General features: G+C 46.5%; 12 protein-coding genes. 5 read left to right on the top strand and 7 right to left on the bottom strand.

All coding sequences use genetic code 11. The features are described 5' to 3' along the window. The first annotated feature begins 127 nt into the window (after positions 1-127). Positions 128-1,222, top strand: a complete 1,095-nt coding sequence (locus IB237_RS13605) for an endo-1,4-beta-xylanase (protein WP_192489197.1) — start codon at positions 128-130, stop codon at positions 1,220-1,222. A gap of 78 nt (positions 1,223-1,300) precedes the next feature. Here IB237_RS13605 and IB237_RS13610 read toward each other — a convergent pair whose 3' ends face one another. From IB237_RS13610 to IB237_RS13640, 7 genes are all read right to left on the bottom strand, one after another. Then, on the bottom strand, positions 1,301-2,821 hold the full coding sequence (locus IB237_RS13610; protein WP_246787899.1) for a lipopolysaccharide biosynthesis protein: 1,521 nt from the start codon (positions 2,819-2,821) through the stop codon (positions 1,301-1,303). A 158-nt stretch (positions 2,822-2,979) separates the two neighbouring features. After that, on the bottom strand, positions 2,980-3,858 hold the full coding sequence (locus IB237_RS13615) for a glycosyltransferase family 2 protein (protein WP_192489198.1): 879 nt from the start codon (positions 3,856-3,858) through the stop codon (positions 2,980-2,982). Between the two features lie 50 nt (positions 3,859-3,908). Continuing rightward, positions 3,909-5,243, bottom strand: coding sequence for a glycosyltransferase (locus IB237_RS13620; protein WP_246787903.1), 1,335 nt, complete (start codon positions 5,241-5,243; stop codon positions 3,909-3,911). A gap of 511 nt (positions 5,244-5,754) precedes the next feature. Continuing rightward, positions 5,755-6,711, bottom strand: coding sequence for a nitroreductase family protein (locus tag IB237_RS13625; protein ID WP_192489199.1), 957 nt, complete (start codon positions 6,709-6,711; stop codon positions 5,755-5,757). Between the two features lie 14 nt (positions 6,712-6,725). After that, a complete protein-coding gene (locus tag IB237_RS13630) occupies positions 6,726-7,865 on the bottom strand; it encodes a polysaccharide pyruvyl transferase family protein (protein WP_192489200.1) in 1,140 nt (379 codons plus the stop codon). Positions 7,866-8,164: 299 nt separating this feature from the next. Beyond that, the gene (locus IB237_RS13635; RefSeq protein ID WP_192489201.1) at positions 8,165-9,484 is read right to left on the bottom strand and encodes an HlyD family type I secretion periplasmic adaptor subunit; all 1,320 of its coding nucleotides are present in this window, start codon (positions 9,482-9,484) and stop codon (positions 8,165-8,167) included. A 4-nt stretch (positions 9,485-9,488) separates the two neighbouring features. Further along, a complete protein-coding gene (locus IB237_RS13640; protein WP_371815316.1) occupies positions 9,489-11,228 on the bottom strand; it encodes a type I secretion system permease/ATPase in 1,740 nt (579 codons plus the stop codon). Between the two features lie 834 nt (positions 11,229-12,062). Between IB237_RS13640 and IB237_RS13645 the strand changes: the two genes are divergently transcribed. Genes IB237_RS13645 through IB237_RS13660 form a run of 4 tightly spaced genes read left to right on the top strand, consistent with a single transcriptional unit; the run spans position 12,063 to position 15,488 of the window. After that, positions 12,063-12,599, top strand: coding sequence for a DapH/DapD/GlmU-related protein (locus tag IB237_RS13645; protein WP_192489202.1), 537 nt, complete (start codon positions 12,063-12,065; stop codon positions 12,597-12,599). After that, the gene (locus IB237_RS13650; RefSeq protein ID WP_192489203.1) at positions 12,586-13,566 is read left to right on the top strand and encodes a glycosyltransferase family 2 protein; all 981 of its coding nucleotides are present in this window, start codon (positions 12,586-12,588) and stop codon (positions 13,564-13,566) included. Before IB237_RS13645 ends, IB237_RS13650 begins: the two co-directional genes overlap by 14 nt. Before the next feature lie 48 nt (positions 13,567-13,614). Next, positions 13,615-14,481: a glycosyltransferase family 2 protein gene (locus IB237_RS13655; RefSeq protein WP_192489204.1), complete on the top strand. Its 867-nt coding sequence runs from the start codon at positions 13,615-13,617 to the stop codon at positions 14,479-14,481. Beyond that, positions 14,478-15,488: a glycosyltransferase gene (locus IB237_RS13660; RefSeq protein ID WP_192489205.1), complete on the top strand. Its 1,011-nt coding sequence runs from the start codon at positions 14,478-14,480 to the stop codon at positions 15,486-15,488. The genes IB237_RS13655 and IB237_RS13660 overlap by 4 nt, the downstream gene beginning before the upstream one ends. Positions 15,489-15,577: the final 89 nt, after the last annotated feature.

The raw sequence follows: 15,577 nt of genomic DNA on the forward strand, positions 1-15,577 counted from the left end.
CAATGCGAAAATCTGTTCTTAAACGCCATCAAAAACATGTCGCGCTTTCTATTTCCATGGGTATGGTAGAAAGCAGTGCTCGGTCGATATCCGACCACGATCCGCAACAGGTAAGGATAACACCATTATGCCAACTACCCTCTCTAGACGTAATTTTCTATTGAGCTTGGCTGCGGCAACATTATCAGCTCCTGCAATTCATCCGGCAAATGCATTTTCAGTGCCAGCAGCAAACCGTATAGCACCGCTTGCGCAACAGAAGGGTGTTTTTTTCGGCTCGGCGATTGATTCCAGTGACTTGCAACACGACGATCTCAAAGCTTTATATGTTGATCACTGCACATCATTGACGCCGAGAAATGCGATGAAATGGGCCGCGACCGAGAAGAGGCGCGCCAAGTTTGATTTTACGGATGCGGATAAAATAGTCGACTTCGCCAAGGCCAACAACATTCGTGTACATGGCCACACGCTTGTCTGGCATAATTTACCAGGCAACATGAATGCAATCACTAAACCTCAAGAGCTTGAGGCCGTGATGCGTCGCCATATCCAGACGCAAGTTCGCCACTTCGCTGGCAAGGTGCATGCGTGGGACGTAGTCAACGAACCATTCGAATACGATAGCGAACTCATACGCACATCAATATTTCATAAACTACTTGGTGAGGAATATATCAACTCAGCATTACGAATTACTCGGTCAACAGACCCCGACGCCACACTACTCATCAACGAAACCCATCTGGAAAAACAAGGTGCAAATTTCGATAAGAAACGAGCAGCATTTCTATCATTGATTGATCGCCAACTTGCAAAAGGGGCTCCTCTCGATGGCATTGGGATACAGGGACACTTCCGTCCGGGATTTGACTCGCTGGATGTAACGGCATTTGGAAAATTTTGCCGCGAGTTGAAGCAACGTAATCTGCAGGTCCACATCACCGAACTGGATGCTTCATGCAAGTTCGTCGCAAGAGACAAAAATTTCTCATCAGAGGACTATGGCACTATTTTTGAAAGATTAATTCTATCTGCCGCAGAGAACTCGCATCTAAAGGCAGTAACTGTATGGGGCTTGTCCGAACGCTACGCGCAAGTTGTTCCAAGCGAAAAAACGAATTCGTGCAACAAGCGCATCAATTTATATGACGAAAACGATACAGCAAGAAGCACTCAGGCTGCGATCGTTCGCGCATTTGAAGCGCTGCCCAATACATGAATAACGCCCAAACACCTAGTGTCGCCGTCGAAGTATTCGTAGAAATTCGAGAAATCACATTTATCAAACAAACTAGAATTATCGTTTTGACTTAAGTTTGCTCAACATTTTTACAACTTCAGTCTCTAACCCGATATCAGTGCGCCCTGCCCCCCACCAAAGTCCAAAGTGAACCAAGCAGTACACCATAGAGCCGGCTGAGGCTTGAATTGAAATCAGAACGATCGCATCAGTGTTGTTATTAATAGGGCCTAAATATCTACCCAAAAGTAGGCAGAATATCGTCATGCACAAACCTGCAATCCAAGAACGCCATGTAACAAAAATCTGTTCGAAAACTGTTAGGTTAATCAGTCTACGGACCAAGTAAAAGTTTGCAGCGGAAGTTACAACGCCCCCACTTACGATGCGCGCTAGAAGGATACCGGGAAGCCCATAAAAATACAGCCCCGCAAGAACAATCGGAACCCTGAAAAGTACCAGGATTAATCCCCTGTAAAACAATACCTTGGTCGCACCGACTGCATTGCAAATTGCGTTGACCGGGCCAAATACTACTTGTGCGCCGAGCACAGGTGCAATGCACTGGATTACCAATACAGCAACCGGCCAATTCGGCCCTAAAGTCAGGTACACAAAGGGCTCTGCTACGAGTGCAGTTCCAACACCCACAGCGAGTCCTAACGTAAATAGCGAAGCTTGGCTCTTTTGAAAGGCTACTTTCAACCGATCACGGTTATGAGCAATTTGAGCGAAGCTAGGGAATAAAACTCTCTGCATTGGCGCAACGGCCGATTGCGTCACAACACCTGCGATATTATTGCCAACATTCATTGCGCCAAACACACTCAGCCCCAACCAACTCCCCGCGAGAAAATTATCAAACCGATTTCCAACAATAGTTAGAAATTCATTCAACGTCAGCCAAAACGAAAAACCTAACAATCTGCGCCACGAGGCAAGAGAAAATGTTGGCCGATATGGCGCTACAAAATATGTAAATGTCGTACCGATGACAGAAGAAAAAACAGCGCCAGAAACAATGGCCCAATAGCTTTGAGTATAAATAGCGATGCTAACGGATATCAAGAACTGGGCAGTATAGTTGATTGATTCCTGCAGCGCGACAGTACCAAAACGGAGTTCTTTTGAATACAAAACATAACGCGGACTGCTGAGGCTGGCAACAAGCGGTCGAAGAGACAGACCAAAGCATATCGCGACTAGGCGAGAATCACTATAAATCTCAGCCATATAAGCGCCACCAAGTATAACTACTACAGAAACAATTAGTCCCCGCATTAAACTTAATGTGAAAGCGGTATCAAAATCTTCTTCCGTGACCTCTTTATGATGGATCAGCGCACTTGCCAGAGAGATATCAGTAATAGAATTAACAATAAGTAACAATGTTGTACCGAGAGCGACGAGCCCGAAATCTTCCGGAACCAAAATCCTCGCCAATAAAATGGTCATTATTAAATTTATGATTCTGCTGTAAAAAACCCCAAGCAGTAGTAGCATGGTAGATTTAACAGTCTTGCTGCCAACTGACGACGTATGTTCTTTTTTCACTAATTCACCATTGGGGAAATTCAATGTGTAAATTCCTGCGTGGATTTGCCTTCAGCAGAACACGTATGGAATGCACAAAACAGTCTATAATAGGAACACATTACGGTCATGACCGCCAATTGTTCCTCAAACAGTACGAAATTAGGACAGTGTATAGTACAGGTCACAACCTCTTGAACCAGCTAGTTTTGGCGGAATTTGGAACCAAAGCAAGCCCTCAACAATTTAAGTGATGGACGCGGAGAAACCGCCCTAGAAACTAAACCCTGTAATACCCAGTACAATGATCTCGGAAAATTCTCATGTGCATTCTCAGGTGCACGTCGGGCTTTAAAGGCCAAAACTCCTTTGCGCCCAATATGACCTTCCCATTTCTGAAGCCAAATCATTGATCTAGAAAAGCGATTAGAGGCCAAACTCACCCGATCTGGGCGGTGATCCATAAGCCAAACTGTTAGAGGCTCCCGAATTTCCAAAAAATTGTATCCGAGAATCTCCGCACGAACCAAAAAATCCCAATCTTGATGAAGCCTCAAAGTTTCATCAAACTTCACAGTCCGGGCAATCTCAGTTCTCATTAGCCAAGAACTTGTCTGTATATGCGCCTCTGACCAATTCAAAAACAAGTATTCTAAAATATTACGATTGCTTTTATTTGGCTTATTATATAATGCTTGAGAGCTTACCCCGTCATCGATTATAACATTCGTGTAAGAAACCGACAAGCGATCACCATATGAGATCAATTTACTTAATTGAACTTCAAGCTTATTTGGCAGCCAACGATCGTCGGAGTCCAAAAATGCGATGTACTCGCCTCTGGCGGCTTCAATCCCGCTATTTCTGGCAACACTACCGCCACCATTTTTCGTTAATGAAATAATCCTCAAGCGCTTGTCAGAAATTGAGTGAAGCACATTCAAAGTATCGTCTGTCGACTTATCATCTACTACCAACACCTCAATGTTTTTATATGTCTGCTGGAAAACGGATTCCAAACAGCCCACGATGAGACTACTTCTGTTGAATGCTGGTATTACGACCGAAATTAGGGGGGGCAATGCAGTCTCCTGAACGTAGATGTCTATAAACTCGCATTAATGTTCTAGCTTCAAACAGGTCGTGATTGCAGCTCAGACATTAAAGAGATCAAAGATTTTCCCTGTGACACTTCATTATAGTCTCGCTCAACAATATCTCGACCTTGTTTACCCATTTGGGAAATTAAGTGCCGATTACTAGCCAAATTCTCCATTGCTGCACTTAAAGCGCCGATGTCTTTTTCGGGAACCAGAAGTCCAGATACTCCATCTGCAACAATTTCAGGAATACCACTGTGCAGCGTGCTAACAATTGGCAACCCCATCGCCATTGCCTCCATTATTGCCACCGGAATACCTTCCATATCTCCATCTGCGGCTGTGACACTTGGAAGGACAAAAACGTGTGAACGGTCCAAAAATTGCCTAACCATTGAATTGGGCATCGCGCCATGCAGGCAGATTTTGTCAGCTGACGGGGAGCTTTCAGCTAAAGCATTCAGCTCCTCTAGTAAGGGCCCAGCACCAATTACGTCGAGTCTGACTTCCAGATCCGGTCGACGTGCTACGAGATCCGCAAATGCTTGTATTGCATATCTATGCCCCTTCTTCTCCGTCATTCGGCCAACGACAACGAAGCGAATTTCTGACGTCGGCGTTAGAAATCGCTCTTGAAATTCGAAAGCACTACAATCAACACCCAATCTTTGAACACGTATGCGATCTCGCGGTGCGTTTAATTGAATCAATTTTCCTCGCCACAATTCGCTCACGGGCAAAAGAAAATCCGATACTTCAAATAGGCTTGTATAAATGTCGCGTCCATTAGCATCCACAAACTTAGTGATGTCGAACCCGTGGAATACGGTCGTAAAAGGCGCTGTAACAAGTCCAAGTTTTTTAAGTTCAGCAACAACTATCCCTGTAGTGCCAAAATGGCAATGAATGACAGCATTTGAACCTTTCGGTTGTAGATGTGCCGCCAAACGCAACAGAACAGCTACAGACGTTGATGACTTCCTGGCAGCGGACCGAAGATCTCTTATTGACAGGAGGGCATTCAATGACCTCCTCTCAAGGACTATTAGACTTTTTATGACATCGAATAGCCTCGAAAACCTCGCCTTGATTCCTGTGTTTGTATTGAGATAGTCGACATCTTTCGACAAACCGTACTGATGCGGAAGATCAGACGGGGCCTGAATTTCACGTTTCAGTGCCACAATCCTGAGGTTGGCTCCCCCATCCCTCAATGACCGCATCTCATTAAACACGAAAGTCTGACTTAACTCAGGAAAATTCAAAGAGAAATAGACGACATCTACGTCGCTATTATCGGCGCCTTTACGAAAAAAAAACATCTTAGACTCGCGTGTTGCCTGCATACTATCTTTATTAATTTTCAATCAGATCAGATCTATGGAGCCCAAACGCAGCGGACTAAAAATGTATTCCGAACTTATGACATTACATGAGAAATAGTAAGCCAAATTAGAGATACGACTTACATCGAACGTGCCGGGGAAAGAATGGCGCTCCACGTCAGTGAGCTTTTAGAATGATCAACGTTTCTGGCCCACTTTATTTTACAGAGAACTTGTCCGAGAACATGCACCAATTAAACGCAGTTCGTCTTTTTAATTTGTTCAAATGTCACTACAAAATACGGAAACAGAGTAAATAGTTCCCGTTGTTACAATATTCTGCAAATCGCTCTACGCATACAAGGCAACAATCATGACCATTCATTGCCGGTGGACCACTAACAATCCAGATATTATAGGTATGCGGCTTCCTATCACTGCCCTTCTGTCAAATACACCATTAACTCAAATATTTAATTCAAAGGGAACCGCAACGTTTCGTTCCGTTTCCAAACATTCTGTTATTTGGTCGGACGACCTGCAATCACTATGGTTACAATAAATAGTCTGACGTATTCATACGTGCCGGCGCAGGCGGGTAAAATGCAGCCCGACCGAAAGCAAGAAGGGCAACTGGCTCAATATGGTCCGGTATGGAATGCATTTTTACGAAATTCCTATACACTTCGACATTGCTAGACCGAGACTGAATCAAATCAGTCGAGAAGTGATTCCAGCAAACGCCGAAATTCGCGCCATGCGCCAACAATGCCATTTGCATCGCCGCAGCTCCAGTATCTACATGCATCGCGGCCTCATTGTTCCCGAGTCCCCCATAAAATCGCCTGTCTGTACCAATAAAAATCAAGCACGGAGCATTATAGCAATGCTCTTCCTTCAAGCCTTTAAGGACGATCTTCTCCTCTAAATCTAGTAGAATCTTGAACCGGACAGGCTGCCGATCACCGGACGTAGGAGCCCACTTGCCAGCCTCAACCATTTTTAAGGCGAATTTCATTAATTCTTCATTCGAGGGCTGTTCACTCGACCACACACGCGAACTTCGACGAGTTGACATTAACTTCAGCAAACCGTCACTTGACGCAATATCTATTTCTCTTGCTGAGATAGAATTTTTCTTAATAAAAGTCTCCGGAAGTTTTTCGAATTCTGACGCAATCTCGCGCGCCCACACGAGCGTAGGTTCGTGTTCTGAAACACCATTTTCCAGAGCAAGCTGTATAGCTTTAAAGACATTCTCTCGACGTTTTTCGTAAAACTCTCGCTTTGCATCGAATATATTGTTGTAAAAAGCTTTCTCTATTCTGTGGGCATCGTGCCGCATGAAAGCAAGTGCTTCACACGTAGATAGACGCTCTTGTTTCGCTTCGTGAAAGGTTTTCAATTTTTCTGATTTAGTTGGAACGCCTGTAAATCGTCTGAGAAAGCTTGATATTTTTTTTACAATTAACCGAGGTCTCTTAACATAAGATCGGGCACTGATATCCATAAGGTATGCTCCGGTTAGGCTATCTCAGCAATAAATTTAGGCAATCGATCAAAATATAGCTCATTAAAGTCTGGATAGTTCTCAACCTTAGTATTTTTTACTTTTAAAAGTGTCTCTTCTATTCTGTCAATTGATGAACAAAATTGAACATTTGGAATATCGACAAACCAATCAACAGCTGAAGTAAGTTTATGATCAACTGTCCTGAGTACTACAGTGGGTTTCCGACATAAAACCGAGAATATCAAGCCATGGAAACGATCAGTGACAACAGCCTCATGATCCATAAACAACTGAAGTGTCTCTTTTAGGATCTCACGCCTCTGATGCGGAGGAATATCACGGTCAATAGTGGTATCAAATAGGGTTGTAGGAACATTGAAACGTTCGCTGATTGCTAACCGCTGTTCTGCAGTGAAAATTGATTCATCATCCAATCTCAGGCAAGCCATCAGCCTCTGAGGCGTCTCTGCAGACGGCGTAACGCCAAAATCACTAGCTTTTAATGAAAGCACAAAGTCAGGGGCAATGCACACTTGAGATTTTGGGAACATGCTACGCGCAAGTTTACCACTCTCCTCGTCTCGTCCCATCACTGTTAATCTCGGATGAGAATTGTAAATCCTGGAAGAAATTTCTCCTTCGTGCCGACCAAGTGACGTGTCGCTGAAATGGATGGTTTGAGGCAAACTTACAATTCGGTTACCTCTGAAATTCTCGATGATCGTTCGACGAGCGGCTTCAGACCAACGTCCTCTATCCCCTAAGTTACCACCGCTATGCAAAATAAACACATCATTAGGCATAACTAATTTTTTATAATCCTCGACGCATGCAATCACGACATCTTTATCGAGCTCGATAACCGGCATGGACGAATAATGTCTCTTGATCCACTGCTCAATTGCTACAACTTGAGCCTGATCGCCAACATTTCTAAGATTAGCGGTTGGAGTAAGTGCGTAGATAACGCGCCCGTTATTAGAGGCAGGCCAGTCGATAAATTCAAACCTACTCTTGGCGTTAGCTGAATTTTCGTCAGACAGTTTAAATGGCGCCAGGGGATCTCGCAGCCTGGATTTTCCCATCATGACTCGCACTGCTTGGACGGCCGAATGGGGAAGCATCGACTTAATTTGCGTCTTTATACTCACAAAACTCTCCATTATTATCAATGCAATAAATCATACGTCATTTAAACCGAATTAGCTCAACTTCAGTTGAAAGGAGCAATACCAATCTAATCAGGGCGAGACCATATAACCCAATCCCGGCAAAACAAACAGTGTCAAATTATGTCCACGTCCTCCAACATGCTATCTATCGCCCTATCGTCTCTGAAAAAGATTGGGCGAAACTATGTCGGAAGTCCTAATGAAGGTGCAATATCAATCTACGAACTTGCTCAATAATTAGCACATCTACGCACAACCATGATCTGTTTGTGAATTTATCATTCCTCGCGAAATGCATGCTCCACTTGATCCATAAGTGGCTTCATCAAATAAGAAATAACCGTACGCTCGGCGATATGAGCAAAAACTTCGACAGGCATGCCGGGATACAGATCAAGACCTGCAACTTTCTTCATGCTCTCAGGATCCGGTTGGATTTTAACCGCATAATATAACTGACGTGTAGCCGGATCTGTGATTGCATCAGCGGCAACGTTAACGACTTTGCCTTCAATCTCCGGTGTCGTTCTTTGATTAAAAGCGGCAAACCGTAGTCGAACCTGCTGTCCAACCCTTATCTGGTCCACATCTCGCGTTTGAATTCGGGCTTCCACATCAAGTTGCTGGTCATCAGGAACAATCAAGACAAGATCTTGACCGGGGGAAATCACACCGTTTTTCGTATGAACGGTGAGTTGCAACGCACGTCCATCTACAGGTGATGTAATCTCTAAATGATCGATCTCGTCTTGCGCTCGACTGCGTTTTTCCTCGTTTTCCAGGATTAGGCGTTGCGTATCTGCCAAACTCGTCGACGTCTCGGTCAAACGTGTCTGAGTCATATTTATCAACTGGGCCTTGACCTCGCCCTTTCGTGTCAGTGCCGAAGCACGCCCCGCGATAAGCTTGGCACGATCACTCTCGTAACTCGCTTTTTCACGCCTTAGTTGTAACATGCGCTGTGAGCCAACAGCTTTCTTCGCAAAAAGCTTTTCTTGGATAGCAAGCTCTTGTTCAGTCGATGATATGGCTTCGTCGCTTGCTTGCAACTGAGGTTCATATCCGCCGATCTCATCGTCGAGTTGAACCTGTCTTGAATTCAACTGATCAATCATCGCAGCAAGAGACAGCCTGCGGCTTGTTAACAGGTCTTGCTCCATCGTGACAAAATCACTTAATCCGGGCAAACCTTCAGCTTCAGGCGGAGGCACAACTGTTGTTTCGCCTTTCATTTCCGCCATAAGACGGGCGCGCTGCATGTAGAGCTGCGCCAGCAGTTTCTCTATCATATCGCGAGAAGCAAGTGCCTTGTTGCCATTAAGAACAAACAAGACTTCGCCTGCTTTGACTTTTTGTCCTTCATTTATTCGAATTTCACTGATGTTACCGCCAGTAAAATGTTGAATTTTCTTTACGTTGCCATCGACGGCGACGACACCTGACGCAATGACTGCGCTTGCAATCTGTTGCGAGAATGCCCAACCGCCTATTCCAACAACCAAGAGGAAAGACGCGGAGAACACGGCGGCCAAGTGTCGCCGCAGTGACTTCTGCGCCCAACCGTCAGACGAGCGCTCCTGAACTCTGGATTTTGCCATCACATTAGTTTCCAGTTTTCGTGTCGATGACGACCTGAAGTTGCCGCTCCGGCTTGCTCACCACACGCCCAAGAACTTCATCTCGCGAACCGAAAGCATTCATTCTGCCACCATTCATAACCATAACCAGGTCAACGCTTGATAACACGCTGGGTCGATGAGCGATCACGAGGACGATACCTCCGCGGGCACGCACGCCCAAAATTGCTTCACTCAAGGCTTGTTCACCGTCAGCATCAAGGTTGGAGTTAGGCTCATCAAGTATGACAAGGAAAGGGTCTCCATAAAGAGCACGAGCAAGGGCTACACGCTGCCTTTGCCCTGCCGAAAGCAGCGTTCCTGCGTCCCCTATCTCCGTATCATAACCGTTAGCGAGCCTTATGACCATTTCGTGGATTCGTGCGGCTTTGGCTGCCGCAATAATCGCTTTAGGATCAGCGTCCTCTGCAAAGCGTGCGATATTTTCAGCGATCGTTCCGTTAAACAGTTCGACGTCCTGAGGAAGATATCCAATATATCGCCCCAGATCCTCTGCACTCCATTGGCTCAACTCGGCGCCGTCCAAGCGTACAGACCCGCGAACGGTTGGCCACAACTGCAAAAGCACACGAGCCAGTGCAGATTTGCCAGATGCACTCATACCAACAATACCGACAGCGCTACCTGCGTGAACCTTAAAATCGATGTCAACGAAAATAAGGTTCTTGCTAGCTGGCGCGGAACCAGCCAATTTTTCAACAGCAAGCACATTGCGGGGGGCAGGAAGTTGAAGCGGGGGAGATTGTTCAGCCGTTGCAGCCAGCACTTCACTTGTCCGTCTCCACGCATCGCGCGCACCGATAAAACCCTTCCAGTTGCCAATAGCGAGTTCTACGGGCGCGAGTGCACGTGATGTTAAGATAGATGCGGCGATCATGATACCCGCGGACGCGCTTCCGTCCATAACCAGAAGTGCCCCGACAGCCAGCACCGCAGATTGCAGCGCCAAACGAAATATCTTCGATATAGCGGCGTATCCATTGCCAACATCCGAGGTTGTGCACATCAGAGCTCGGTGAGCACTGTTCTTCTCCTGCCAAGCCTTCGTGATACGGCCCGACATGCCCATTGCGCGGATCACTTCAGCATTGCGAAGAGAAAGAAGAGCATAGCCATTTCGCGCGTTTGAATACTCGTTCGCCAATTTGGAATGCTTACGTGAACTCCAATTGGTCATGAATGTGAGGCAGGCAAGGACAACGGCTCCAAAAATAGCCAACCAGCCGACCAATGGGTGAAAGAGAAAACAAATGGCGACATAAAAGGGCATCCAGGGAAGGTCAAAAAATGCCGGCGGCCCCATACCTGACAAGAAATTACGGATGTGATCAAAATCGCGAAGCGGCTGCATTCCGTCACCAGGCATGCGCGCCTTAAACGGCATCTGGAGCATCGCCTGAAAGACGCGACCGTTCAACACTTCATCAAGCGATGCGGCAATACGCACGAGCATGCGGCTGCGTATGACCTCGAACCAGCCCTGGAATAGATAAAGAATGAGCGCAAGAAGGCACAACGAGACAAGCGTAGGGATGCTTTTACTCGGCAGCACCCGATCATAGACCTGCAACATAAAAAATGAGCCAGTCAGATAAAGTATATTAATCAGCGCACTTGCGACACCAACGGCCACAAATGACCACCATGATCGTCGCAACGCTTCTCCCGTAGTAACATTTGAAGCTTTTGGGCTGATCTTTGACACGATGCGCTACCCCGTCTGTGAAGGTACAAAAATATTTTTATAAACCTGATACTGGCGGCCAACCCGCCTAATTCCATCAAAGCATATGTTTATTCAAATAAATCAACATGCTTCTGCATGAGAAATACTCTATGGATTTTGACCTAACGCATAACTAAAGCCACAACAATACTTATATTATGGTCAACAACTCGGAAATCAGAAAATAACCACGATATCGACCATAAGCTGACCTCAAGAAATTGGTCGGCATCGGCATTTAGCGCCATGAGAATCCGGAAGAGTGGTAAAATCTGCTTTATTTTACGCCACCCTGATGATATCAGAGTGCTCTTTAAAAAATAATTTCTGCGTTACATTTTTTAAAACCAAGGTAAGTTTGTCAGCGTGTTCTTTATGTTGACTCGGCACCTGCGAACACAAAAAGGCGCACTTCATATAGTCTTATTGACGTTATTCATCGACACGGCATCTCTCTGCCGACTTACCGGTCTCCGTGGAATATTGCGTGCAAAATATTTATCTCAAGAATTCCCTGTCTACCAAAGCGTTGACTGGCCATAGCTTGCCTACCACCAGGTTCTTCGATGCGCTGCTTTCGCGAGTAGGCCGCGCCGACGTTGTGGCGCGTATAGCCAGAGATCTAAAGAGTGAAACCAACAGGGTTGCAGCGCAACATTGTCGCAACACCGATCTCCAAGTCATGGACCTTACCTTAGTGGACGGCGTTGAACACTCAAAGCGCAGTCGCCCGGTGCGACGGCTAGGTCCCCTATTGCCAAGGCTTGGCAGCGGTTTAACTCCAAAAAAACGCATGGAATTGGGACGCAAGTCATGAAAACACCTGTCCGCAAGCCAAAACGGAGTCTCAACGCTCTACGGCCCATCAGAAATTTTATCGTGAAAGTTAAGTGGCTATATTTCACGAAGATTTGGGGCATGGATATCCATCCAACCGCTAGCTTTTCGCTGAGTGCGAAGTTGGATCGCACAAATCCGAAGGGGGTGCATATCGGTGAAGAAAGCTACGTCGCCTTCGACGCAGCTATTCTAACGCACGATCTAACACGTGGCCTTTATCTTGATACCCGCATTGGCAAGCGTTGTTTTATCGGCGCTCGCAGCATCATCTTACCTGGCATCGAAATTGGTGACGAGTGCGTGATTGGGTCGGGTGCAGTAGTCACCAAAAGCATACCTCCACGGTCACTGGTCGCGGGAAATCCAGCACGAATAATAAGAAGCAACATCAAAATCATAGCGCGTTACGGGCGTATGCAACGTGATGACGAAGTATGTGACGACGACGAAACGAAACTACAAAATAACGACGTAACTCGCAGCACGGAGAATATTGATGGACAATCCTGATACTGCTGTCGACATCATCATTCTGTCCTGGGGGCGCATACCAGATACTTGTGCGGCGATTGATAGCGCTTTGTCACAAAAAGGTATTGTACCGAATGTGATTGTTGTCGACCAAGGCACTCCGGACGACGAGCTTTCTATTTTAAAAGCACATGTTGCGCAAAATCCAAGCGTGACACTTGTCTGCAACGATAAGAACCGCGGCGTCCCCGGCGGGCGCAACCAGGCTAGTTCATTGGGCTCGGCTCCTTATATCGTCGCACTCGATAATGATGCAGAGTTTGCGTCCAGTGACGAAGTAGCGAAGGCAGTCACCTACATGGAGGCCGATGCGACCGTCGCTGCACTTGCCTTCCGCATTGTACTTTTCAGTGACGGTGAGGACGATAAAAGCAGTTGGCCCTACCCTCTTTCAATGAGCAAATACTCAGGTCAGCGCTTCCAGACCGCCCGCTTTGTTGGCGCGGGCCACATGCTACGTCGGTCAACCTTCGACGCGGTGAAGGGTTATGATGACACATTGATCTTTCTGCATGAAGAAGTCGACCTGGCGTATCGACTGATCAATGCTGGCGGCACAATGGTCTACGAACCTAGTGTTCGAATACGCCACAAAGTATCGGCCGAAAACCGGGTATCTTGGACGGGAAGACGGTATTACTTTCACGTACGCAATACCATTTATATGGCATCCAAATTCAACTTCTCCCCTGTTTCGTCGCTGATGAACGCAACGTTGGCGATCACCAGAGGACTGCGCAGCGGGTATATAAAGGGAACACTTCAGGGCGTATTCGCAGGCATTGGCCTTATCCCTAGAGGCTTAAAGCAGCGTTGGTTTGATAGTCGAGTGAGACTGTCACGGGATGCAAGGAAGAACATCAAGGCAACTTCGCCGACGCGCGACATGAGCCTTGTTCAAAAAATACGCTACCGTCTTGTACCCGACACGAAAGCCGCTCAATGACAGAAAAGCCCTGAAACTTTTCACCTAAAAATTATCCGGAAATGCTGAATGAAAATCTCTGTACTTATCAATAACTTTAATTACGCACGCTTCCTTCCAGCGTGCATTGATAGCGTGCTTGCACAGGATTATTCTGATTTCGAAATTGTTGTCGTCGATGACGGCTCAACTGATAATTCACGCGAAATTATCGCAGGTTATGGTGAGCGTATTGTCTCCATCCTAAAAGCGAACGGTGGACAAGCGTCTTCATTCAATGCCGGATTCTCCGCATCAAGCGGCGATGTCTTGTGTATGCTTGACTCGGATGATACGTTTTTACCGGGCAAGTTAAGTGCAATCGCTGCACTCTTTCAAAACCCAGATGTAGATTGGGTTTTCGACAAAGTTACCACTCAAGAAAACTCTACATCGGAAGGTAGCATCACTGCGACGATCGTAGACAAGCGAGAGACTCTACGTGGCGGTAGGTTCCCGAGCTTACACGTTCCCACCTCTGGCCTTACTTTTCACCGCAGAATTTTATCCGATATTCTTCCCATGCCTACGGCCAAGGATGTTGTTTTGAGTGACAATTATCTGAAGTTCGCTGCAGCCTACCTCGGCAAGGGCCTGATTGTTGAAACACCACTGACCTTCCAGCGTATCCATAACGAGAACAGATACACGAATAGCCCAAAGGCAGCGAATTTACGCGCCAAAATCATGGTTGCCACAGGCGTTGCTTTGGCCGACCGCTATGATGGATTAAAAAAGATGGGCCAGAGCCTTGCTGCGGGCGGCCTTGCTCAGAGCAATCTCACGTTCTTCCCCTTACTCATAGAAGCACGACGTTGCGCCAAAGATAGTAAGTTTTCAGTAGCTCCTTTTACCATTCAAGTGGCAACAAAACGTCTCGCAGGTATCATTAGATGAAAAATTTTGATGGGGAAGTTATTGAACAGCACATCGCATCAAAGAAGCCAGTAAACATTGTTGTGGCTTTTCTCACCTACAGAAGGCCAGATGGAGTTAAAAAACTCCTTGAAGCACTAGCACACCAAGTCAATGATCCCGCGAGGCCTTACACTCTAACCGTCTTGGTGGTTGACAACGATGCGACAGGAAGCGGCCAAGTGGCCGTCACGCCGTTCATTGAAAGCGGCATGTACAGTAACGGAGATCTCGGAGGTGCACCGATACTCAAGTACTGCGTTGAGAAAGAGCCTGGCATTCCGTTTGCGAGAAATCGCGCGCTTGAAGAATCACCAGAAAACACCGAATTGTTTTGTTTCTTGGACGACGATGAGTGGCCTGTAGATAACTGGCTAGATTCAATGTTGGCAGTCCGCGAGATAACTTCAGCTGATTGTATCTATGGTCCAGTGGAACCCGTCTATCCCGAGGACGCACCTGAGTACTTTATTCGTGCTGGCGTATTTGAAAGAAAACGCAGGCAAGATCGACAGCGCATCAATTATGCCGCCTCGAATAACGTCATGTTCGATTACCCACTCTTCCGTAATCTCGGTTTACGTTTCGAGGAGAGGATGCGTTATACCGGCGGCACAGATTATCTATTTTTTAATCGAGCCGTACGCGGTGGAGTTAAAATTCACTGGTCATCCTCCGCATTGGTATATGACATTATACCAAGGAGCCGGATGACGTGGAAATGGGTCCTTCAACGTCAGTATCGACTGGGCAATACGTTCGCCGTGTCAGACATTTTTTACGGAAGCACAAAGCAGCGTATTTATCGTCTGGTTTATGGCATGGCCCGGATCGGCTTAGGCGTTATGATAACTCCCTCCGTACTATTTTCGCCGTACTGGGGGATGAAGGGTTTGTCACACATACTTCGTGGTGCAGGTATGGTCACCGGTATTCTCGGCCATTCCTACCAGGAATACAGACCCGACGCGGCAGGCACGGTGACATAAGTCTAGCAAATTTATGCCTCCCGTACTGAGGCATTGGCTTTGACTGGGTTTATTTCGACGCATAAAACGACAACTTTAGGCATCGCGAA

Source organism: Agrobacterium sp. AGB01, assembly GCF_014851585.1.
In the GTDB taxonomy this organism is placed as follows: Bacteria; Pseudomonadota; Alphaproteobacteria; order Rhizobiales; family Rhizobiaceae; genus Agrobacterium.

What these genes read in the sequence shown, in the direction of transcription:
- IB237_RS13605 (WP_192489197.1), top strand. Translation starts at nt 128, where the DNA reads ATGCCAACTACCCTCTCTAGACGTAATTTTCTATTGAGCTTGGCTGCG.
- IB237_RS13625 (WP_192489199.1), bottom strand. Translation starts at nt 6,711, where the DNA reads ATGGATATCAGTGCCCGATCTTATGTTAAGAGACCTCGGTTAATTGTA.
- IB237_RS13635 (WP_192489201.1), bottom strand. Translation starts at nt 9,484, where the DNA reads ATGGCAAAATCCAGAGTTCAGGAGCGCTCGTCTGACGGTTGGGCGCAG.
- IB237_RS13645 (WP_192489202.1), top strand. Translation starts at nt 12,063, where the DNA reads ATGAAAACACCTGTCCGCAAGCCAAAACGGAGTCTCAACGCTCTACGG.
- IB237_RS13650 (WP_192489203.1), top strand. Translation starts at nt 12,586, where the DNA reads ATGGACAATCCTGATACTGCTGTCGACATCATCATTCTGTCCTGGGGG.
- IB237_RS13655 (WP_192489204.1), top strand. Translation starts at nt 13,615, where the DNA reads ATGAAAATCTCTGTACTTATCAATAACTTTAATTACGCACGCTTCCTT.
- IB237_RS13660 (WP_192489205.1), top strand. Translation starts at nt 14,478, where the DNA reads ATGAAAAATTTTGATGGGGAAGTTATTGAACAGCACATCGCATCAAAG.